This is a genomic window from Cutibacterium sp. LaCa_255 (genome assembly GCF_057458005.1).
On sequence record NZ_CP190956.1, the window covers coordinates 161536 to 183117 of the forward strand.

Annotated in this window: 17 protein-coding genes and 1 riboswitch; of the genes, 10 read left to right on the top strand and 7 right to left on the bottom strand. The window is 64.9% G+C overall.

Annotation, left to right across the window (positions count from 1 at the left end; translation table 11 throughout):
* Positions 1–66 precede the first annotated feature (66 nt).
* The 4 genes from ACP8ML_RS00670 to ACP8ML_RS00685 all read right to left on the bottom strand — a co-directional run bounded on the left by ACP8ML_RS00670 (position 67) and on the right by ACP8ML_RS00685 (position 4457).
* Positions 67–324: an HPr family phosphocarrier protein gene (locus tag ACP8ML_RS00670; RefSeq protein WP_065672993.1), complete on the bottom strand. Its 258-nt coding sequence runs from the start codon at positions 322–324 to the stop codon at positions 67–69.
* Positions 325–376: 52 nt separating this feature from the next.
* Positions 377–2383: a PTS fructose transporter subunit IIABC gene (locus ACP8ML_RS00675; protein WP_117188209.1), complete on the bottom strand. Its 2007-nt coding sequence runs from the start codon at positions 2381–2383 to the stop codon at positions 377–379.
* Between the two features lie 13 nt (positions 2384–2396).
* Complete coding sequence (locus ACP8ML_RS00680; protein WP_117188207.1) at positions 2397–3347, bottom strand: 1-phosphofructokinase family hexose kinase; 951 nt, start codon at positions 3345–3347, stop codon at positions 2397–2399.
* A 348-nt stretch (positions 3348–3695) separates the two neighbouring features.
* On the bottom strand, positions 3696–4457 hold the full coding sequence (locus ACP8ML_RS00685; protein WP_016666730.1) for a DeoR/GlpR family DNA-binding transcription regulator: 762 nt from the start codon (positions 4455–4457) through the stop codon (positions 3696–3698).
* A gap of 162 nt (positions 4458–4619) precedes the next feature.
* Between ACP8ML_RS00685 and ACP8ML_RS00690 the strand changes: the two genes are divergently transcribed.
* The 6 genes from ACP8ML_RS00690 (at position 4620) to ACP8ML_RS00715 (ending at position 11837) form a co-directional block, all read left to right on the top strand.
* Entirely contained in the window at positions 4620–5918 is a 1299-nt protein-coding gene (locus ACP8ML_RS00690; protein ID WP_117188205.1) for a nucleotide sugar dehydrogenase, read from the top strand.
* Positions 5902–7182 carry an O-antigen ligase family protein gene (locus ACP8ML_RS00695; RefSeq protein ID WP_429830869.1) on the top strand — a complete coding sequence of 427 codons (1281 nt, stop codon included), beginning with the start codon at positions 5902–5904 and terminating at the stop codon, positions 7180–7182. The genes ACP8ML_RS00690 and ACP8ML_RS00695 overlap by 17 nt, the downstream gene beginning before the upstream one ends.
* A 54-nt stretch (positions 7183–7236) precedes the next feature.
* Complete coding sequence (locus tag ACP8ML_RS00700) at positions 7237–8325, top strand: glycosyltransferase (RefSeq protein ID WP_117188201.1); 1089 nt, start codon at positions 7237–7239, stop codon at positions 8323–8325.
* Positions 8326–8378: 53 nt separating this feature from the next.
* On the top strand, positions 8379–9446 hold the full coding sequence (gene wecB, locus ACP8ML_RS00705) for a non-hydrolyzing UDP-N-acetylglucosamine 2-epimerase (protein ID WP_117188198.1): 1068 nt from the start codon (positions 8379–8381) through the stop codon (positions 9444–9446).
* Positions 9446–10567 (top strand): glycosyltransferase, encoded by a 1122-nt coding sequence (locus tag ACP8ML_RS00710; protein ID WP_117188196.1) that lies wholly within the window; start codon positions 9446–9448, stop codon positions 10565–10567. Before wecB ends, ACP8ML_RS00710 begins: the two co-directional genes overlap by 1 nt.
* A 322-nt stretch (positions 10568–10889) precedes the next feature.
* Positions 10890–11837 (top strand): endonuclease domain-containing protein, encoded by a 948-nt coding sequence (locus tag ACP8ML_RS00715; RefSeq protein WP_117188194.1) that lies wholly within the window; start codon positions 10890–10892, stop codon positions 11835–11837.
* Positions 11838–12144: 307 nt separating this feature from the next.
* On the opposite strand, the gene ACP8ML_RS00720 is transcribed toward ACP8ML_RS00715, so the two are convergent.
* Both ACP8ML_RS00720 and ACP8ML_RS00725 read right to left on the bottom strand, forming a co-directional pair.
* Positions 12145–12441 (bottom strand): hypothetical protein, encoded by a 297-nt coding sequence (locus ACP8ML_RS00720; RefSeq protein ID WP_171048497.1) that lies wholly within the window; start codon positions 12439–12441, stop codon positions 12145–12147.
* On the bottom strand, positions 12438–13820 hold the full coding sequence (locus tag ACP8ML_RS00725) for an NAD(P)/FAD-dependent oxidoreductase (RefSeq protein ID WP_117188192.1): 1383 nt from the start codon (positions 13818–13820) through the stop codon (positions 12438–12440). The genes ACP8ML_RS00720 and ACP8ML_RS00725 overlap by 4 nt, the downstream gene beginning before the upstream one ends.
* Before the next feature lie 126 nt (positions 13821–13946).
* Between ACP8ML_RS00725 and ACP8ML_RS00730 the strand changes: the two genes are divergently transcribed.
* The 4 genes from ACP8ML_RS00730 to ACP8ML_RS00745 all read left to right on the top strand — a co-directional run bounded on the left by ACP8ML_RS00730 (position 13947) and on the right by ACP8ML_RS00745 (position 20247).
* Positions 13947–14594 carry an NUDIX hydrolase gene (locus ACP8ML_RS00730; RefSeq protein WP_065673002.1) on the top strand — a complete coding sequence of 216 codons (648 nt, stop codon included), beginning with the start codon at positions 13947–13949 and terminating at the stop codon, positions 14592–14594.
* The gene (gene hrpB, locus ACP8ML_RS00735) at positions 14576–17086 is read left to right on the top strand and encodes an ATP-dependent helicase HrpB (RefSeq protein WP_117188189.1); all 2511 of its coding nucleotides are present in this window, start codon (positions 14576–14578) and stop codon (positions 17084–17086) included. Before ACP8ML_RS00730 ends, hrpB begins: the two co-directional genes overlap by 19 nt.
* A gap of 299 nt (positions 17087–17385) precedes the next feature.
* A riboswitch (TPP riboswitch) is annotated at positions 17386–17489 on the top strand.
* A gap of 35 nt (positions 17490–17524) precedes the next feature.
* Positions 17525–18148 carry an ECF transporter S component gene (locus ACP8ML_RS00740; RefSeq protein ID WP_065673003.1) on the top strand — a complete coding sequence of 208 codons (624 nt, stop codon included), beginning with the start codon at positions 17525–17527 and terminating at the stop codon, positions 18146–18148.
* Complete coding sequence (locus ACP8ML_RS00745) at positions 18145–20247, top strand: ATP-binding cassette domain-containing protein (protein WP_117188187.1); 2103 nt, start codon at positions 18145–18147, stop codon at positions 20245–20247. The genes ACP8ML_RS00740 and ACP8ML_RS00745 overlap by 4 nt, the downstream gene beginning before the upstream one ends.
* 59 nt (positions 20248–20306) lie before the next feature.
* On the opposite strand, the gene ACP8ML_RS00750 is transcribed toward ACP8ML_RS00745, so the two are convergent.
* A complete protein-coding gene (locus ACP8ML_RS00750; RefSeq protein WP_065673005.1) occupies positions 20307–21482 on the bottom strand; it encodes a glycosyltransferase family 4 protein in 1176 nt (391 codons plus the stop codon).
* Positions 21483–21582: the final 100 nt, after the last annotated feature.

The window sequence follows — 21582 nt, forward strand, 5'->3', positions numbered from 1 at the left end:
TCCACGTGGAGATGGGCGAAGGCCGCTGTCGTCATGACAGCGGCCCTCGCCGTGTGTGGAGCGGGATCAGGCGTCGAGGTCGGACTCGATGAGATCAGCGATGGTGTTGACGTCATCCTCGTTGTCACCGGCGACCGTGACGGGATCACCCGCGCCAGCACCGAGGGTCATGATGAGCAGCACGGATTTGGCGTCGATCGGCTCGCCTCCTTCTGCGGCCAGGGTGACAGTGGAGCCGAGTTTGGCAGCTTCCTGGGAGATGACTGCGGCGGGACGGGCGTGAAGCCCGACGGAGGATCCGACTTTGACGATTCTGCTGGCCATGATGGTGTCCCTTTCAGGGTTGTGTGTTTCGGTGCGGTTTGGTGTGGATATTTCAGGCGGTGGCCTCGGCCTTGCGCTTGGCTGATGCCTTGAGGATGGTCACGAGCAAGGCTGCCACGATGGTGCCGACGACGATGGCCAGGATGAAGGCCCAGACCCGGTCAATGGCGAAGAAGACGAAGATACCGCCGTGGGGAGCCTTGGACGCAGCGCCCAGGGCCATCGACAGGGCCCCGGTGACGGCTCCGCCGGCCATCATCGAGGGGATGACGCGCAGTGGGTCAGCAGCTGCGAAGGGGATGGCACCTTCGGAGATGAACGAGGCTCCCAGCAACCAGGTAGCGGTGCCGTTCTCGCGCTCTGCCGGTTGGTAGAGGTTCGGACGCAGAGTCGTCGACAGGGCCATCGCCAGGGGTGGGACCATCCCGGCTGACATGACGGCGGCCATCACCTTGAGGGATCCGACGTTGGTGACGGCGAGGTTCGTCGTCGCGAAGAGGTACGCCGCTTTGTTGATGGGGCCGCCCAGGTCGGAGCACATCATGAGGCCCAGGATGATTCCAAGGATGACAGCCGATGCTCCGCTCATACCACCCAGCCAGTTGTTGAGGGCGTTGGTGAGAGCGGCAAGCGGACGGCCGAGCACCACGTACATGAGGCCGCCGGCTATGAGGGACCCGACGAGCGGGATGATGACGACCGGCATGAGACCACGCAGCCAGCGGGGCGGGTTGAGGCGAGTGAACCCATAGGCGACGAGGCCACCGAGCAGACCACCGACGATGGCCCCGATGAATCCTGCCCCGGTGACCCCGGCGACGGCACCAGCCACGAAGCCGGGGGCGATGCCGGGACGATCAGCCAGACCGAAACCGATGTAGCCGGCGAGCGCGGGTAGCAGGAATCCGAAGGCCGCCTGGCCGACGGCGAAGAAGACCGCACCGATGTAGGTCATGGTGGCCGATCCACCCAGAGCGTGGGCGGTAGGCGCCGGGAGGTTGCTGAAGGTGCTGTGGAGGGCGATGTCCATGCCGTCCTTGGCGATCTCGTACCCGCCGAAAAGGAATCCCAGGGCGATGAGCAGACCACCTGCCGCGACGAACGGGATCATGTATGACACACCGGTCATGAGGGCTTGCTGGATGCGCTTGCCCCACCCGATCCGGGAACCGGCCTGCTCGGGCTCCTGGTGCTCGCCGTGGCCCGCCGGAACACGGTGCGCGTGCGGATCCTTGGCTGCCGCGACGGCCTCGGCGACCATCTTCTCGGGCTCGTTGATGGCACGCTTCACCCCTGACTCGATGACCGGCTTGCCGGCGAATCGCTCTCGGCCCTTGACACCGACGTCAGTGGCGAAGATGACGGCGTCAGCGGCCTCGATCTCGGATGCGTCGAGGGGCTCGGTGGCGGTGGAACCTTGGGGCTCGACCTTGACGTCAACCCCCATCTTCTTACCCGCGGCCGTGAGGTAGTCGGCGGCCATGTAGGTGTGGGCGATGCCGGTCGGACAAGCTGTGATGGCGACGACGTGGGTGGTGGGTGTCTGTTCGGGAGCTGTTTCGTCTGTCGCGGCGGCGGTGGCGGGTGCCGGTACAGGCGCGCCCTCCTCTGGTCCGACGACCCCGCCAATGAGGTCGACGACCGTCTGAGCGTCGGGGGCCTGGCGCAGCTGCTCGACGAATTCGGGCTTGACGAGGGCGCGAGCCAACTTCGTGAGGAGCTTCATGTGGTCGGCGCCACCGTTCTCGGAGGCGGCGATCATGAAGACGAGGTCAGCAGGGCCGTCAGGTCCGTTGAAGTCAACTGCGGGGGACAGCCGGGCGAAGCCGAGTGAGGGCTGGGAGACTGCGGCGGAGCGGCAGTGAGGGATAGCGAATCCGCCGGGCATCCCGGTCGGGCTCTTGGACTCACGATCCAGGGCGTCACGGGTCAGGCCGTCGGCGTCGGCGCGTCCGGCCCTGGCGATGATTCCGGCGACCGAGGTGATGACCTCGGCCTTGGTCGAGCCCAGGTCAGCGTCGAGGGATACCAGTTCTGAGATGATGAGAGGGGCGTTCATCGGTTCTCCGATCTCACAGATGGGTGAGGCTGACGTGGATGGCGTCGGCCTGGGCAGGGGTCGGCATGGTCGACCCCGGGAGGGCTGCGGCGGCCGTGCCCCAGGCGACGGCGGTGCGCAGACAGTTTTCGGGTTGGTCGCCGCGGGTACGGGCCAGCAGAAATCCGGCTAGGGAGGAGTCCCCGGCGCCAACGGTCGACCTCACCTGGACTGGTTCCGGCCAGGCGTGCCAGGCATCGGTCTCGGTGACGAGTAGGGCCCCCGCGCCGCCGAGGGTGACCAGCACCTCGGCGATGCCGTGCAGGCGCCGGGCGGCAGCGACGACGTCGTCGAAGTGACCTTGTTCGGCGGCAGCCTCCAGGGAGTCTCCGTCGGTCCCGCACAGCTGGCCGAGCTCGACGGAGTTGGGCTTGACGAGTTCGGGAGCTGACTCGGGCAGTTCGCGGGACAGTTGTTGCAGGGGTTCGTCTGAGGTGTCGACGGCGACCGTGACGCCGATTTCGTGCAACCGACGAGTCATGGTGGCGTACCAGTTCGGGGCGACGCCGGGAGGCAGGGAACCGGACAGGACGACCCATTCAGCGTCGGTCGACGTCTCGAGGATGATCTCCTCGACGGCGGTCAGTTCGTCGGGCGTGAGTGCGGCTCCGGGTTGGTTGATCTTGGTTGTCGTGCCGTCGGGTTCGGTGATGGTGAGGTTGGTCCTTGCCGACGCCGAGATCGGGACGGCGACGTGTGGGATCTTGTCGTTGGCGAGGCCGGTGACCAGGCGGTCCTTGGTTCCTGCCGGTATGACGGCGCAGGTGTCGATCCCAGCTCCGCAGAGGACTCGGGAGATGTTGACTCCCTTGCCAGCGGAGACCTCAGTGGAATTGCCGAGTCGGTTCACCTGGCCGCGTTGCAGCGGCCCGGGCAGGGATGCAGTGCGGTCGATGCTCGGGTTGAGGGTGACTGTGACGATCACGGGGGACTCCTTCGTCGCTTCTCCCGACGGTCCCTCAGATATGAGTGACCCTGCAATGTTGGGATGTGTGACACTCTAAAGCATAAAAGCTCAAAACGCAACAATAAAACACCAAAACGGACATTTGGTGATGCGGGGCGTCGCGATGACTCGGGGTGACTGTTTGACGGGCTGGTCCGGCGACGGGAGTCGGTGTGGTGATCGGTCTTATGAATGGGGTTGCTGCCACCTGGGGTTGCACGCGCTGACGTCAGCAACCCAAACACCACACACGGTGGAAGTGCGGGCTGGGGGAAGCGTGCGTGCGCAATGGCCGGGAGGCTGAAATGGCCCTGGCTGCGGCCGACCTCAGGCGATGACGATCTCGACGCCAGATTTCTGCAGCATCTCAACCTGGTGTGGGGTTACCCCGGAGTCGGTGATGATGACGTCCACGTCACCCAACTCCGCGAACCGCATTGTTGACTCTGCCCCCATCTTCCGGGAGTCGGCCAACACGACGACGTGGTGGGCGCTTGCGATCATCGCTGTCTTTGTCGCGACCTCATCGGCGTCGGGGGTGGAGAGACCATGGTCCAGGGAGATGCCGTTGGTGCCCATGAAGGCGACGTCAACACGCAGCCGTGAAATGGCATCGACATTCCCGACGGTGGCTTGAGTGGTCGGGCGCAGGCGCCCTCCCAGTAGGTGGACGTCGCATGCACTGTGGGTTGCCATGGTGCTGGCGATCGGCGATGAGTTGGTGAAAACGGTGAAGCGCCTTGTGGGAGGCATGATTGCCGCAAGTCGACCGGTCGTCGATCCAGCGTCGAGGATGATCGATCCGTTGTCAGCCGGCAGGTGGGGCAGCGCAGCCCTGGCTATCTGCTCCTTCTGACTCACCGCGGAGGAATCACGGGTGTCGAGGGGTTGATCTCCCAGCAGGTCGAACTCGATCGGGATGGCGCCACCGTGGACGCGTCTCAGCATCTTCTGGGTGCACAGTTGATCGAGATCGCGCCGAATGGTCTCCGGGACGACCCCCAGGGAGGCTGACGCATCAGACACTGACACCCGACCGGTCTCACGGGCGGTGTTGATGAGCCACTTGTGTCTCTCGGCGGGATACACCGGCCCTCCTCAACGAAAAGCCCCCAGCGCAAACAGGCTAAATCCCTAGTCAGGCGCATGATGCGGGGATGGCTGTGATGGCGGGAGCATAACACGAAATCATTGCGGCGTTCTGCCCGGTTAGACTGGCGGGGGTATTCGCGAATCCCAAGGAGTTCAGGAATGAAAATTGCCGTCGTCGCCATGGGCAAGATCGGGCTTCCCCTGGCTGTGCAGTTCGCCGAGAAGGGTCACGACGTCATCGGCGTCGACGTGCAGCAGCGCGTCGTGGACGAGATCAACAAGGGCAACGAGCCCTTCCCCGGTGAGGCCTATCTCGACGAGAAGCTGAAGAAACTCGTCCCGGCCGGCAAGCTCGCCGCCACCACCGATTACTCCAAGGCGATTCCGGGCGCCGATGCGATCGTCCTCGTCGTCCCGCTGTTCGTCAACGACGAGACCTGGGAGCCGGACTTCGGCTGGATGGAGGCCGCCACCAAGTCGTTGGCGGAGCATCTCACCCCGGGCACCCTTATCTCCTACGAGACCACTCTGCCGGTCGGCACTACCCGCAACCGCTGGAAGCCGATGATCGAGGAGATCTCCGGCCTGACCGAGGGCAAGGACTTCCACCTCGTCTTCTCCCCGGAACGCGTCCTTACCGGCCGGGTCTTCGCCGACCTGCGTCGCTACCCGAAGCTCGTTGGCGGCCTGAACGACGAGGGCACTGCCAAGGGCATCGAGTTCTACGAGCAGGTCCTCGACTTCGACGATCGTGACGACCTGCCGCGCGACAACGGCGTCTGGGACATGGGCACCGCCGAGGCCGCCGAGATGGCCAAGCTCGCCGAGACCACCTACCGCGACGTCAACATCGGCCTGGCCAACCAGTTCGGCAAGTACGCCGCCGCCAACGGCATCGACGTCTACAAGGTCATCGACGCCTGCAACTCGCAGCCCTACTCCCACATTCACCGTCCCGGCATCGCCGTCGGTGGACACTGCATCCCGGTTTACCCGCGCCTCTACCTGTGGACCGACCCGGACGCCACCATCGTCCGTACCGCCCGCGAGGCCAACATGACGATGCCGCAGTACTGCGTCGACCAGGCCGCCTCGGTGCTGGGAGACCTGTCCGGCAAGAAGGTCGTTGTCCTCGGTGCCTCCTACCGCGGCAAGGTCAAGGAGACTGCCTTCTCCGGCGTCTTCCCGACCGTCGAGATCCTGGCCAAGGCTGGCGCCGACGTCAGCGTCCACGATCCGATGTTCACCGACGAGGAGCTCGGCAAGTTCGGCTTCAAGGCTTACCACGTCGGCGAGCCCGTCGACGGGGCCCTTCTGCAGGCCGACCATCCCGAGTACGCCGAGCTGACCCCGACCGATCTTCCGGGCATCAAGGTCCTCATCGACGGCCGTAATGTCGTCGATCCGGCCAAGTGGGACGGCGTCAAGGTCATTGTCGTCGGTGACGGCGAAGCCTGAGCCTTCCAGCAGCATCCTCGGCCGTATTGCGGGGGTGCTGCTGGCTTTTTTCCCGCCTGCGGCTCTTCTGGGGCCGTGGGCGGGGATCGGGCCCGTTTTTGTGTATCGGGTCCTCACTGTTGTTCTGGCGGGCTGCGCTCTGGCGGGCTGGATTCGCCCGTCCGGGGCTCGGAGGGGCAGTCGTGGCGCCGCCGCAATGATCCTCATCGCTGTCGTGTGGGGAGTGGTTGGTCTCGTCGGTGCGGCTCAGTTGGGGACTCGCCGGGAGCTGTCGAGTTTCGTCGGTGCCGGCCTCGCCTTGATGGGAGCATGGGCGGTGACCCGGCTCATTGCCGACGGGCATCTCAGTCGGCCCCGAGCGTTGCGTGATCTTGCCTTCGGCTGGGCCGTAGCCATGTGGATAGGCACCCCAGTGGCGGGGTGGGAGATCTGCACGGGGCGACACCTCAGCACGTATACCTCAGGACTGTGGCGAAATCACCCAGGGCTCTACCGCCAGCCGGCTACCTGGCTGACCAACCCCAATCTCTATGCCGTCTTCGTGGCTGTGGGGTTGGTCTTTGTTGGGGCCGTCTGGGCTGGTGAACAATGCCTTTGGGTGCGTGTCGTTGCGGGCGCGACGGTGATCCTTGGCGTCGGGTTGGTTGCCGCGACGGGGAGCCGACTCGCGCAGATTGCCCTTGCGCTGGCGTTGATGGTGCGTCTGTGGGCGGTAACGAAGTGGCGCTGGGTGCTCCCGACTCTCACCGTCGTTGCGGTTGCAGTGATTCTGATGACGCATGCTCAGCAGGCGGGGTTGGCGTGGCACAGGTTTGTAGGCGTGCTCGTGCACCACAACGATGAGGGGCCGTCGTCATTTTCAGCTCGTACCGCACTGATGGCGTGGGGACTGGCCCTCGTCGCGGCGCATCCGCTGATAGGAGCGGGGCCAGGCGGATTCCGGGCAGCGATCATAGATCAGCCGCGACGATGGTTCACTCATGGCAAGAGCGACCCTCATAACGGAGTCCTTGAAATCGCGTCCCAATACGGTCTTGTCGTCACGGTGATGCTGGCAGTCTGTTGGGTGTGGGGCATCGTCTCATGCTGGCGGCACCGTCAATGGTGGTCCACGGCCCTGCTTATTGTCATACCGGTGTTGTCGCTGGCCAACAGCACATACCTTGTGCAGTCGGTGACCCAGCTCACGTGGCTGCTGAGCGCTGTCGTCCTCGTCCATGGTGATCGGCGTTCCAAGAACGGCTGCCGAGCCGATTCGCGGTAGCGTGAAGCCATCTGATCCGCGCACCATGAGGCGGGATTGGTAGAAGGAGGAAGTGTGCGAGTACTTGTCGTCAGTGCGGCATCCTCGATCCATACCGTGCGATGGGTCAACGGACTGGTTGGTCGAGGACATGACGTCCACTTGGCTTCCGTCCACCCAGTCGGAAATCACGCCATCGACACCAGAGTCAGCGTTCACCTGGCACCACGCGGCGGCAAGACACGATACATCGTCAACGCCAGATGGCTGCGCTCCTTGGCGGCCGACATCAGGCCGGACATCGTCAACGTGCACTACGCAACCGGGTACGGACTGCTCGGGCGACTAGCCAATCTCGACGCTCCAACCCTGCTGTCGGTGTGGGGTAGCGACGTCTACGACTCGCCCAAGAATCCGGTCATGAAGCGGATGGTCCAGGGGAACTTGGCCTCTGCAACGCGAATCGCTTCGACAAGCCATTGCATGGCCCGGGTCACCCGGGAACTCATCGGCCATGATCGGCCAATTTCCATCACCCCGTTTGGTGTCGACACGGATGTTCTGACGCCATCGGAGGCGCCGAAAGACGATTCGGTGATACGGATCGGCACCGTCAAGGCCCTCTACGGCAAGTACGGCATTGGGGAACTCATCCGTGCTTACAGCCGTGTTCACGAGAAGCACCCGGCAACGAGCCTGCACATCTGGGGTTCAGGTCCCGACGAGGACAACCTCAAGGCCCTGGCGGAACGCCTCGTCCCGGACGGGTCGGTGGAGTTCGCGGGGGCTATTCCTCACGACCGCGTCAAGGACGCCTTGACCAGCTTGGACGTGTTCGCAGCCCTCTCGACCCTGGACTCGGAGTCCTTCGGGGTGGCCATTATAGAGGCCGGGGCGTGCGGTCTTCCGGTCGTGGTGAGCGATGTGGACGGTCCTGCAGAAGTCGTCGATGAGGGTGTTACCGGTCTTGTCGTGCCTCGCGGTGACGTCATCGCGAGTGCTGAGGCCCTGAACCGTTTGGTCGACGATGCGGGTCTTCGTCGGCGGATGGGAATGTCCGGTCGGGCACACGTCGTCAAGGAATATTCCTGGCAGCACAGCTTGGATCTTATGGAGGAGGCGTACCGGCAAACCGTCGCGGATGCCGGTCGTCAGATAGCCTGAGAAGGTGCCGGTTCGCCGGTTGCAAAGTCGTCAACATCAGAGAGGTGCCACTAGTGCGCGTCGTTAGCATCGTCGGGGCTCGTCCCCAGTTTGTGAAGTTGGCCCCGGTGGCCAAGGCCTTCGCGGCCCGAGGGATCGATCACAAGATCATCCACACCGGCCAGCACTACGACGTCAACATGTCCGACTCCTTCTTCATCGAGCTCGGCATCCCGAATCCTGATCTGCACCTGGGTGTCGGTGGCGGCTCCCACGGCCTCATGACCGGTCGCATGCTTGAACAGCTCGATCCGGTGCTTGAGGAGATGGCCCCCGACTGGGTGCTCGTCTACGGCGACACCAACTCGACCATCGCCGGCACCCTCTCGGCGGTGAAGATGCATCTGCCAGTGGCCCATCTCGAGGCCGGTCTGCGTTCCTTCAACCGCCGCATGCCCGAGGAGCACAACCGGGTCCTCACCGACCACGCCGCTGACCTGTGCCTGGCTCCGACCGAGGTGGCCATGGGTCACTTGGCTGACGAGGGGCTGGCTGCCCGATCGGTGCTCGTCGGTGACGTCATGACCGATGTCTGCCTGCAGGTGCGCAACTCCGTCCTTGCCAACCCGCGTCCGGTGCCCGGTGTGAAGGAGGGCGAGGAGTACGTCATGGCGACGATCCATCGCGCCGACAACACCGACGATCCCGAGCGTCTGGCCCACATCCTCGACGCTCTCGGCGGCCTGGATCGCAAGGTCATCCTGCCGGTGCACCCGCGTCTGCGCGCCCGCGCCGAGGCTGACGGCATCACCATCGCTCGCGGGAACCTCACCACTATCGACCCGCTGGCCTACCCCGACATGGTCAATGCCGTCACGAATGCCGCCGGCGTCATCACCGACTCGGGCGGTCTGCAGAAGGAGGCCTTCCTGCTCGGCACCATCTGCACGACGGTACGTACCGAGACCGAATGGGTGGAGACCGTCGAGAACGGCTGGAACGTGCTCGACCCCGACGCCGAGCACCTCGCCGAGTATGCCACCCGTCCGCATCCCGAAGGCGATCCGGGCCACCCCTACGGTGACGGCAAGGCCGCTGCCAACGTCGCCAAGGTGCTGCTCGAGGCCGGCAAGAGGGACTGATGACCGATTCCCCTCGCCTCGGCAGGGTGGTGTCCCTGTCGACGGTGCATCACGGCCACGACAACCGGGTCTTCAACAAGGAAGCGCGGGCGCTGGTCGGGGCCGGCCACGACTATCACCTCGTCATCTCCGCCGAGCGTGACGGGATTGACCAAGGCATCCCGGTCGTCGCATTGCATCGGGAGGAGGGGAGAGCCCGCCGGCTGGTCGTCAGTCAACGCGAGGCGTGGCAGCACCTGCAGGCCCTTCAACCCGAGGTGCTGCACATTCACGACCCCGAGCTCATCCCGTTGGCGCTGCTGTGGGGACGTCGTCACCACTGCAAGGTCATCCACGACGCTCACGAGGACCTCATCGGCCAGGTCGACACGAAGCCGTACCTGGGCAGGGTGACGCGGCCGTTGGCTCGGTTGGCGGCGCGTGGGCTCGTGGGATTGGCCGACCGTGGGGTTGACGCCGTCGTTGCCGCGACCCCGACGGTCGGGGAAAGGTTTCACCACTCCCCGGTGACGGTGGTGCGCAACTATCCCTGGCTGGGTAACTATGACGCGACCCCGGATCCGGTGCTGGGACGGCTGGTGTACGTCGGAGACCTGTCGGAGGAACGCAAACTCTCCTTCATGATCGACGTGACGCGCAGGGCTCGTCAGCGGGTGCCAGGGGCCCACCTGGTGCTGGCCGGACGGGTGCTGCCGCGTTGTCAGGACACCGTTGACCGCGCGGTGGCTGAGGGCTTCGTCGAGCACTTGGGCCTCATTGACCCGACCGAAGTGCCGAAGGTGTTGGCCAGCGGCCAGCTGGGGTTGGTATTTCTCAAACCATTGCCGAACTACGTCGCCTCCCTGCCGACGAAATTGTTCGAATACATGGCCTCGCAGGTACCGTTCGCGGCATCCGACTTCCCGGCATGGCGGGAGATGTTCGACGGCTATGGTGCCGGGATCTTCGTCGACACCGAGGATGTCGCCGCGACCGCTGATGCCGTCGGCGCGCTGCTTGCCGATCCGACGCGTTGCCACGAGATGGGCCAGGCGGGACGTCGGGCCGTCGAGTCGGGGCTGAACTTCGAGTCCCAGGCTGAGGCGCTGACGGGGCTGGTTTCTCGCCTGCTCGAGGGCTGATTACTCGGGAGCGAGCGCGTGGCTGGGGCTACCGGCGTACGTCGGACCTTCCCCACCATTGATTCCGTAACCTGACCAACCCTGGCCCCCAGGTCCAACCTACCCCGTGCCCGCTTCTCCCTCAGTTCTTCCCCGCCCGGGGACCCACCTTGTCCCATTCCTGTGGTGATTGGGGTGATGCACATGCGGTGAACCATCTCACCTGGCGAGGGTCGGGTTCAGAAGACGGTTTTCCACAGAAGCCTTGGCTACCCCGACCGGAGTTGTCCACAGAATTGAAATTGCCTGGCAGAAATCGCGGGTCCCGCCGACAAATTGGGGTGTGAGGAACCTTCAAGAACGACTCGATCACCGCGGCGTTGCCCGCATCCACCGTCACAGCTACATCCGAGGCCAGGCCGACCGGGCGGTAGCCCGAGGAGACGCCGTCCGCATCCTGCCAGGAGTGGTTGCTGCGACAGCCCTTGCCAGAGACCCCAAGACCATCCTTCGCGCGCTGCTGTTGTGGCACCGCGACGCCGTGATCGTCGGAAAGACCGCTCTCCTGCTGCTCGGGATGACCGCTCCTGGCGCCAACAGGCCCATGGACTTCCGAACCATCAATGAAGTGGAGGCCTTTTCCTCAACCCGCCGGTTGGTCCGACCGGGTATTCGGGTACGTCGCTGGCACGTGCCGCACCGGTTCGTGACCGAGCGGGAGCGGGTTCGGATTGCCACCGCTGAGGTATCGGTCCTCGTCCTCGCCATTCAGGGAGAATGGGAGTGGGTCTGCGAGGCCCTGCGACAACGTCTCGTGACTCCCGAATCCTGTCGTCGGGCACGCAAGGGCCTTACTGGCCGATACCCAAAGGCCGAGGTCGATGCCGCATTGGCTGACATCCTCCTGGCTGCATGGTCAATCCCGGAACTGGAGATGAGCAGGGTCCTTCGCGCCACCGGGATCACCGGTCACAAGCCCAACCACAAGGTCCGGGTGGGAGATCGTCATTACTACCTGGACCAAGCCTTCGAGGCCGAGAAGGTCGCCTTGGAGATTGATGGCCGGTCAGTTCACGGCACCGCCAAGGGTTATGAGGAGACGATGATGAGGTCGGCTCATCTGGACCGTCATGGCTGGAAGGTGCTCCACGTCACCCCGACGATGTTCCGAAAGACCCCGAGATTCGTCCTGGACTGGCTCGCCTCCCACCTGCATCGGCGGCATCGGCCAAGAACCATGTTCAGTGAATCCGTCCTGCGGCAGATCATGGGCGGTGTCGCGCCAGCCTGAGGCTCGCGGATCCAACCTCGTAACGGCGGAGAAGGGTAGCCCTACCCCCTGATGGGTCTTGATTCGTCCCGTTCGCTGACCCATGCGTCCCCAGCCAGACCGTCGCGTTGTCCCGCTGTGGAAAATGGGGTTTCGATGAACCCATCTGCAACGTGGCGCTGCACCACCGACCATCAGGAACCCCATTGCCACAGGAGGGGAACGCTCATCACGTGGCTCGAGGCACGGGAGCGAGGGACCCAGACTCACCGAGCCTACAAATAACGGTGGGGCAACGCTCTCGCGTCACCCCACCGTCAGTGAATTGTCACTTGTAGGAGTAGAAGGCCGGGGCGGTCGACACACGCCCGGTGCCACCCATTGGGGTGGCGTGGCCGTCGGCTCGCGGATCGCGACGGCGAGCCTTCCGTCCGCCGGCAGGCTTGCGTTTGGACAGGTTCTCGAACAAGGACGGATCGTGGGATCCCGTCTTCGTGTCCTTGGGTCCCTTGCGCACTGCCACCAGTGCGATCCCGACGACGGCGACTGCAGCCACCGCGATGGCAATCAGGGGTCCCCTGTCGATCTCCTCAGGATTGATCTCGAGCTTGCTCATGCGCATCACTTCTTCCCGTCGATGGGCTTGGCGCCCTTCTCGTCATCGTCGCGAAGAGCGTTTTTGTTCTTGTCTTCCTTGCCTTCCTCGGTGAGGACATCGCCGACGATGGCTCCGGCCTCGCGATGGAACGCAATGTAACGAGCGCCGAGGTTGATCATGGCCTGCAGACGGTTACGACCGCCCAACAGGGTGTAAATGTGCACCATCACCCAGGTCAGCCATGCGCTGATACCGGTGAACTTCAGCTTCTCGGACAGCTGGACGACGGCTGAGTTGCGGCCGATTGTCGCCATGGTGCCCTTGTCCTGGTACTCGAATTTCTCCAGCGGCTCGCCGAGTTCGAGGTGGACGATCTGACGGGCGACGCACTCGCCGCCCTGGATGGCGGGCTGAGCCAGCTGAGGCTTGGGGTCCTCGGTGTTGATGGCACCGTCGCCGACGGCGAAGATGCGATCGTGACCATTGACGCGGAGAGTGCCATCGGTGGCGATACGGCCGCCGCGACCCTGCTCGAACCCCCAGTCGGAAACGGACTTGTGGGCACCGACGCCAGCAGCCCAGATGACCATGTCCGCAGGAAGCGTCTGACCGTCCTTGAGGAGCACCGAATCCTCGCGCACCTCGGCGATGGCGGTCTTGGTGCGCACGTCCACGCCGCGCTTCTGCAGCTGGCGACGGGTGTAGTGGCGTAGAGCCGGGTCGAAGGGCATGAGGAGGTGGTCAGCCATCTCGACGAGGGTGACGTGGACGCGGTCGGTGGATACGTCCGGGAAGATTGCCGGGATGCCGATCGACTTCATCTCGGCCAGGGTGCCGGCCATCTCGACGCCGGTCGGGCCGCCACCAACGATGATGACGTCGAAGGTCTTGTCACGCTGGGTGTCGAGGTCCTCGAGGTAGGTGAAGATGGCGTCGCGTGCGCGCAGCGAGGATGCGCGGGTGTAGATGGTGTACGAGTGCTCGGCGGCACCGGGGGTACCGAAGAAGTTGGCTCCGACGCCCTGGGACAGGATGAGGTAGTCGTACGAGATCGGGTCGCCGTTGTCGACGTTGACGATGCGGTTCTCGGTGTCGACGTCGGTCACAGAGGCACGACGGAAGTGGGTGCGAGAACCGTTCTGAGCGGCGAAGGAACGCAGGCGGTAGGTGACGTCACCTGGGTTCAGACCACCGGTCGCGACCTGGTACAGCAGCGGCTGGAATGTGGTGTAGGGGTTGCGGTCAATGAGGGTGACGTCGCACCCTGCTTCGGCAGTCTTCTCAGCGGCCGCCAAGCCACCGAAACCAGCACCAACGATCACGACTCGAGGCTTGGAGTCCGCCAGAACCGGTCTGCGACCCAGGCCCGGCAGGCCAATGTCCGACAACAGGGTATTGATGTCCATCTGATCCTCCGAATGATGGTGATACATACTGATTGTCCCAAAAATGTGCTGTATTTCGCAATAACGCGAGCCCCATGGGTAGGTCGGGGCCGGGCACTGCAGCTTGCAGCGTGACAGGCTTGGACCATGCCACATCTCCACACCCAGCCACATGGACACGACGTCACGATCAGCGCGTGGATCCTGAGAAGGTTTCCATCCGACAGCCCACGTGGCTGGCAGTGGAAGGCCCTCGTGCACAAGCACCGCAAGATGAATTTGTGGATTCAACCGGGCGGACACGTCGAGCACACCGAGAACCCCTGGCAGGCCCTTGCTCACGAGCTCCACGAGGAAGCTGGCTACCACATTGACCAGTTGAGCGTCCTACAGCCATGGAATCGGGTTCCTGACGGGGTTCATGACCTCATGCACCCGACGCCGGTGCTTCTCAACACCCACAGCCCCTACCCAGGGCACTTCCACTCCGACATCGTCATGGCGATGGTTGCTGATGGTGATCCGGCGGAGAAACCGCGTCCTGGCGAGTCTCTGGAGCTTCAGTGGGTCAGCCCTGACGAGTTCGCCGCGCTCCCGGGGGCCGAGCCCGATGCCGTCATGATCATGACGATGATCGTCGAGCGGGTGGCCGATTCCTGGATTCCTATCCGGGCGACGGACTGGTCGCTGGAAGATGCCCCCACGGAGGCAATGACGAACCGCACGGTCGCCGAGGCCACTGCTCCTGATCCCCTGGACGAGAGGGAGACCCAGGGGTGGGGGACGGCCCAGTGACGCGGAGTCTCGACCTCGACGCAATAGGCTCCGGGCATCCGGTTGCCGATCATTGCGACGAGATCACCACAGCCCTGGATGTTGGGAGGGCGGTCATCGTCGCCCCACCGGGCACCGGCAAGACGACCTTCGTCCCGCCGCTGGTCGCATCGCGGTGTTCGGGTCGGGTCATCGTCACCCAGCCACGACGGGTGGCAGCCAGAGCCGCCGCACGCCGACTTTCCACACTCACCCGGACCCGCCCCGGCGAGTTCGCCTCCCACACCGTGCGCGGGGAGTCGACGACAACCCGCGACACCAGGGTTGAGTTCGTGACGACCGGGATTCTCCTTCGCCGCCTGATGCGCGATCCTGACCTGACAGGGGTTGATGCCGTCGTCCTCGACGAGGTCCATGAGCGTCATCTCGATGCCGACCTAGCCGTCGCGATGGTGTGCGAGGTGGCCCAGCTGCGCGAGGACCTCACGGTGGTGGCGATGTCGGCCACCGTCGACAGCTCCGGGTGGGCGAGCCTCCTCGGTACGGACGAGCCGGTACCGGTCGTCGAGGTGTCATCGGCCCTGCATCAGCTCCAGATCGAGTGGGCCCCAGCCTCGGGATCCCCTGTGGATTCTCGGGGTGTGACTCCCGAGTTCCTCAGTCACCTTGGCAGTGTCACCGTCGAGGCCCTCGATCACCACCCAGATGGTTCGGCGCTGGTCTTCGTGCCGGGGGCGCGCGAGGTCGACCACGTCGTCGCGGATCTGCGCTCCCGGCTCGATGGCGTGGAAATCGTCGGGCTGTCAGGGTCGATGTCGGCGCGTGAGCAGGATCGTGCCTTGTCAGACCCAGGTGATGTGCGCCGTGTCATCGTCTCGACGGCGGTTGCGGAATCCTCCCTGACGGTGCCGGGGGTGAGGCTCGTCGTCGATTCGGGTCTGTCCCGGGAACCGCGCCTGGATCGTGATCGCGGCATGACGGGCCTGGTGACAGTCCGGGAATCTCGAGCCTCGGCAATTCAGCGTGCCGGACGTGCAGCTCGTCTCGGCCTTGGCGTCGCGGTGCGGAGCCTGCGGCCCCAGGACTGGTCTGGGATGGATGCTGACCCGGCCCCCGAGGTTGATCATGCCGACCTTGTGGCACCGCTGCTGGCGCTGGCCGTTTGGGGCTCTCCTCGTGGCGAAGGCATGGCCCTACCAACCCCATTGCCACAGGACCGGGTGGCCGAGGCCGAGGAGGAACTGCGTGACCTAGGTGCTGTTGACGCTGACGGTCGAGTCACCGACAGAGGGCGTCAGCTCGCGACGGTTCCGGTCGACCCGCGTCTAGCAAGGGCCCTGGTCGACGGCGCGCCGATTGTCGGGTCTCGTCGCTGCGCCGAGATCGTCGCCATGCTCGGCCTCGACGACGGACAGGTCGACCTCGTCGGGCAGTGGCGCCAGTTGCGGACTGGTCGTCACCCCGATGGGAGGGTGTGGCGTCGCGAGGCTGACCGGCTTTCGCGTCTCACTGACGATTTCCCCGACACCAACATCACCGACGATGATGCCGTCGCCACGGTCGTCTCCCTGGCTCGCCCAGGTTGGATCGCTCGCAGCCGTGGTGAGGGGTCATCGTCCTATCTGTTGGCTTGTGGCACTGGGGTTGAACTGCCCCGCAACTGCCCACCCGGGTTGCTCGGGCAGCCCTGGTTGGCCGTTGCCCGAACCTCTCGCGTCACGAGCGGCGCCCTCATCCGGGCAGCGGTCCCGCTGGCGGAATCGGCGGCTCTGGATGCCGGTGCGGCGATGCTCGCGACCGAGACCACGGTCACCTGGAATGGCGGCAAGGCTCGCGGTCGGCGCGTTTCGCGGCTTGGTGCCATCGAGTTGTCGTGCACCCCGGTCCGGCCAGGGCGTGATGAAGCCCGTCGAGCGGTGCTGGAAGAAGTGAGATCCCGCGGGCTCGAGGTTATAGGCCTGACGAAGAACGGTGAGTCCCTGAGGAGTCGGCTCGCCCTGGCCCACCGGGTACTCGGAGACCCCTGGCCTGACGTCAGTGATGAGGCTCTGCTCTCTCGCGCCGAGGAATGGCTCGACTTGGATGGCCTGGCCGCAGGGCAGGGGAGTGACGCCACCTCTGGCCTACGCAGGATGCTGGGGTGGCAGGAATCGGCACGTCTTGACGAGGCCCTCCCCGAGACGATCACGGTCCCCAGCGGGTCGCGAATCCGCGTTGACTACCCGGAACCCGGCAGTGACGCCGCTCCGGTGCTCGCGGTGAAGCTCCAGGAGTGTTTCGGGTGGACCGACGGCCCGATGATCTGTGACGGCCGCGTGAAGGTGGTGCTCCATCTGTTGTCCCCAGCCCGACGTCCGTTGGCCGTCACAGACGATCTCGCCAGTTTCTGGGCCAACGTCTACCCCTCAGTGCGAGCGGAGAATCGTGGACGTTATTCCAAACATCCCTGGCCCGAGGACCCACTGACGGCCATGCCCACGAAGCGCACGAATCGGGCGTTGGGGCATAGCTGACGGCGGGCCAAGTCCAGCACCCACGCTGAGTCCGGGAGTTGAGGACTTGTTTCCAAGCAACGTGTCCCTTCCCGTCCCGGTCTACCCGCAACCTTGTGGAGATCGGGGTTCTGATGGCGAAAGCTGCTACGGGAGATGGCACGACGGGGGTCCATGACCCCGATTTCCACCAGGAGGCGGAATACCCGACATCGTCGAGGTCCGGGTGACGGGCCCCGCCCGACGATTTCCGAGCCCTGCGCAAGGATCGCCGAACCCGTTGTGGGTGGAGACTTCCCGCCAACCGCGACTACGATGGCTCTCAACGACAGGGGAGCATCGTCGGATGCTGAGAGTGGGCACCGCCCAGACCCTCGAACCTGAACCGGTTAGGACCGGCGTAGGGAGTCGGGCTCTTCGCGCATGTGCGCCCCCTTCCGAAGGGACGGAAGGATTTCCATGACCAACGACAAACCTGCCATGCGGTACCGCACCATTGACATTGTCACCCCAGTGATGATCGCGGTGGCCTTCGGTGTCATCTTCCTCGGTTACGGCGCTCTCTACAGCCTCCTCAAGCCGGTGTCCTCGGTGTATGTGCCAGCCGAGGGCATTCTCACCGGCATCTGGTTCCTACCCGCCCTCATCGCCGGCCTCGTCGTCCGCAAACCGGGCGCTGCCCTTCTCGCAGAGATTCTTGCTGCATGTATCGAGGCGGCTCTGGGAGGCCCATGGGGTCCAGGCACCATCATCTCCGGAGTCATCCAGGCTCTGCCGATGGAGCTGTGTCTGCTCATCGTCGCCTATCGCAAGGCTGGACCGAAGCTCGCCATGGTCGCCGGAGCTCTCACCGGTATCGCTGAGGGTATCTACGAACGTATTTCCTATTACCCGATGTTCCGTTTCGGGGACACCGTCGTTTACCTCATCCTCATGGTCGTCTCCGGAGCCCTGCTCGGCGGTCTGCTGGCGTGGGGTATCGTCCGCGGCCTGGCGGCCGCTGGTGCCCTCAACCCCTTCGCGGTTTCTCGTGAACTGCGTGGCGGAAAGCGGAGTACGGCGTCGGCGCGGAATCTGTCATGACTGACGTCTTGGCCCGTAATGACCAGGCTGACGACGTTTCCGCTCGTCGGGCGGTGCCTGTGGATGTCGAGGGGTTGACTGTCGGCGTCCCGGGCCGCGACGCCCCCATCCTCGGGCCCATCGACCTCCACCTGCCTGCTGGCGCAAGGGTGCTTGTCACAGGGCCTTCGGGCGCTGGCAAAACGACCCTGCTGCACGCCGTCGGAGGGTTGCTGGAGGAGGAGAGTCACGATCTGACGGGCCAAGTGAGTACGTGGGGCAACGACAACGTCGGTCTGCTGCAGCAGGAGCCGATCCACTCCGTCGTTGCCGCGACCTGTGGACGTGACATCGCCTTTGGTCCGGAGAATCATCGCGTTCCCCGCGAGGAGATCTGGCCGATCGTCGAGGATTCCCGACGCCGTGCCCGGTTCACCATTCCCTGTGGCCACTCCACCACGAAGATGTCGGGCGGGCAGATGCAGCGTCTCGTCATCGCCGGAATCCTGGCCACCGACCCCGGGCTGCTCCTCCTCGACGAGCCGATCTCGATGCTCGACGAGGAATCGGCCAGCGCGATTCGAGACGAGGTCGCCATGATGGCCCACGACCGGACGGTTTTCGTCGTCGACCACCATCCGGACCAGTGGCGTGGGATCCTCGACCAGGTTGTCGAGTTGACCGATCACGGCACCCTCAAACGGATCTGGGATTTCGAGGACTACCTCGACTCGCGCGAGCCCACCGAAGTGCCGTGGCACCCCGCTACTCCCGGCGAGGCAGTCGCTCGGGCCGTCGCTCTCGATGCTCACCGTCCGCAGTCTGACGACGTGCTGCTTCGTGGCGTCGAGATGTCGGCCCGACGCGGTTACGTCACGGTCCTGTCAGGGCCCAGCGGGGTCGGCAAGTCCACCCTGCTGAGGCTGCTGGCCGGGCTTGACGACCCTGCCGCCGGCGAGCTCGCCCTCCCCGAGCCCGGGCACACCGCCTGGGTGCCGCAGAACCCGGAGAACTACCTCGTCGCCCGCACAGCTGCTGACGAGCTCTTCGCCTCGCCGATGGTTCCTGAGAACGCTGATCTGCGCGACCTCGTCAGGACCTTCGGGCTCAAGCCGATCCTCGACTCCCACCCCATGACCTGTTCGGGCGGGGAGAAGAGGCGCCTTGCCATCGCGGCGGCACTCGCTCAGAAACCCGACCTGCTGCTCCTCGACGAGCCGACCGTCGGCCTCGACGACGACCGCGGTGCCAGTGTCCTGACGGCCATCCGCGCCGCGGCGGACTCCGGGGTTGCCGTCGTCGTCTCTTCCCACGACCCCCAGGTCATCGAGATGGCTGACGAGGTCGTTGACGTCGCCTCGTACCGCGATCCGGATCCTACCCCGGAAGAGAACCCCCAGGGGAAGCCGGCATTCCTGACGAAGATCAACCCTCTCGTCGTCCTCCTTATCGCCGTCGCAGGCATTGTCGGGTCCCTCTTCGTGCGATCTCCGCTCATCGGCGCCATCGGGCTCATTCCGGCCGTCGCCATGGCTCCGATGTGTTCCCGCCGCGTCAAACCCTTGGCGGTTCGGACGGTTCCGGTCGTCATCGCCGCGGTGATGTTGGTCTGGACGACCCTGTTGCTCCACAGCGGGTTCACGAACCCAGCGGTGTGGAGCGAGGCGACCCGTCAGGGGCTGAGGATCCTCGTCTTCGTCCTGCCGGGCGCACTGGCCTCTGCCGCGGCCGATCCCACCCGCTTCGGCGACGCCCTGGCACAGCAGACCCACCTTCCGCAGCGCCCGGTGGTGGCGTCGGTGGCAGGTGTGATCCGGATGGGGCACCTGGGCGACCAGTGGCGCGTCCAGTCCGATGTGCGCCGCCTGCGCGGGATGGGGCCGGCGTACTCCCTGTCATCCCGGGTCAAATACCTGTCCTCGATGACATTCGCGATGGTGCTGTACGCCATGAGGTCGTCGGAGGTGCTCAGCCGGGCCATGGACTCTCGCGGTTTCGCGACGGCGACTCGGCGTACCTACGCCGTCGAGTCGCGCTGGCGAACACGAGACCTGTGGGGAGTCGCGTTGGCCGTCCTCGTCATCGCTGTCCCTGCCATTGCAGCGGCACTGCTGGGGTGACGGACTCCAACGACGCAGAGCGGCTGGGGACTGCCCACCCCAGCCGCTCGTTTCCGACGTCAGCGGTACAGCGCCTTTTCCAGCACCGTCTCGAGCTTGTCGACCGATGCTTGTAGGGAGTACTTGTTCGTCATGAGCTCGCGGGCCCGCTCGTGCCAACGCTTCATGGTGGACTCGTCGGCGTCACGCACCCGCTCGATACCAGAGACGAGCTCGGTCGGATCGACGCAGGCGCCCACCTCGTCGTCACTGATGACGTCGCGGATCGGCACCTTGGCATTCGAGACGACGGCCAGCCCGGCTGCCATGTAGTCGTAGAGCTTGTTGGGGCTCATGCCCTTGTCGAAGACCGACTGCGGGGAGACGGTGTGCAAGCCGACGTCACAGGCCGAGAGGATGCGCACCAGCTCGGACTTGGGTACTTGGTCGTGGAACTTGACGTTCGTCAGTCCCAGCTTCTTCACCTCGTCGATGGCCCACTGCTTGCGAGCTCCAGCGCCGACGAGGAGGAAGTTGACGTCCGGGAGGCGACGGGCCGCGTCGACGATGAGGTCCAGCCCGACGTAGTTGGCATGGGTGCCGGAGAACACCGCGGTGAATCCCTCGATGCCGAACTCCTTGCGCAGGTCCTCGCGGGACTCGTTGACCTCGTACTCGGCCAGGTCGGCGCCATTGGGGACGACGGTGACCTTGTCGACGTTGATGCCGAGCTCGCGGAAGTGGTCCTCCCAGCCTTTCGTCACGACGACGATCTGGCGGGCACGGGCGTAGATGGTCTTTTCCAGCCCCTGGAGCACCTTGTGGAGGGCCGATCCCTCTTTGAGGGCGCCGCCGGAGACTAGCGACTCCGGCCACAGGTCGCGCACCTCGACGACGAAGGGCTTGCGACGCAGAGCGGCGACGACCATGCCAGCGGCCGGGGCCAAGATCTGGGGGGAGGAGGCGAAGATGACGTCGGCCGGGCGTACCAGAGTCCGGGCACCGGCACCGGCGGCGAAGGCGATCCAGCCGAGGACACGCTTGGCCCCGTTGCCCTTGTACTCCGGGATCGGGACGAGGGTGTAACGCGGGTCGTCGACGGTCATCCTCTCACCAGAGGTGTGGTTGATGTTGGCGGCGTAGAAGTGGGGCTGCCAGCCGCGCAACCGCGAGAACATGTCGAAGGTGCGGGTGATGCCACCCGACCCCGGTGGGAAGGCGTAGTGGTTGATCACGCTGACCTTGCGTTGGGGCATCGTTCCTCCTGGACGTCTCGTGCGGACAACCTTACCGGGCGTTCACCCACGTTCCCTGTCATGCTCGTTCCGCCCGTGACTGTTGTCGCCGGCCACGATC

What these genes read in the sequence shown, in the direction of transcription:
- ACP8ML_RS00745 (WP_117188187.1), top strand. Translation starts at nt 18,145, where the DNA reads ATGACTGACGTCTTGGCCCGTAATGACCAGGCTGACGACGTTTCCGCT.
- ACP8ML_RS00675 (WP_117188209.1), bottom strand. Translation starts at nt 2,383, where the DNA reads ATGAACGCCCCTCTCATCATCTCAGAACTGGTATCCCTCGACGCTGAC.
- ACP8ML_RS00750 (WP_065673005.1), bottom strand. Translation starts at nt 21,482, where the DNA reads ATGCCCCAACGCAAGGTCAGCGTGATCAACCACTACGCCTTCCCACCG.
- ACP8ML_RS00730 (WP_065673002.1), top strand. Translation starts at nt 13,947, where the DNA reads ATGCCACATCTCCACACCCAGCCACATGGACACGACGTCACGATCAGC.
- ACP8ML_RS00690 (WP_117188205.1), top strand. Translation starts at nt 4,620, where the DNA reads ATGAAAATTGCCGTCGTCGCCATGGGCAAGATCGGGCTTCCCCTGGCT.
- ACP8ML_RS00710 (WP_117188196.1), top strand. Translation starts at nt 9,446, where the DNA reads ATGACCGATTCCCCTCGCCTCGGCAGGGTGGTGTCCCTGTCGACGGTG.
- ACP8ML_RS00740 (WP_065673003.1), top strand. Translation starts at nt 17,525, where the DNA reads ATGACCAACGACAAACCTGCCATGCGGTACCGCACCATTGACATTGTC.
- ACP8ML_RS00725 (WP_117188192.1), bottom strand. Translation starts at nt 13,820, where the DNA reads ATGGACATCAATACCCTGTTGTCGGACATTGGCCTGCCGGGCCTGGGT.
- ACP8ML_RS00670 (WP_065672993.1), bottom strand. Translation starts at nt 324, where the DNA reads ATGGCCAGCAGAATCGTCAAAGTCGGATCCTCCGTCGGGCTTCACGCC.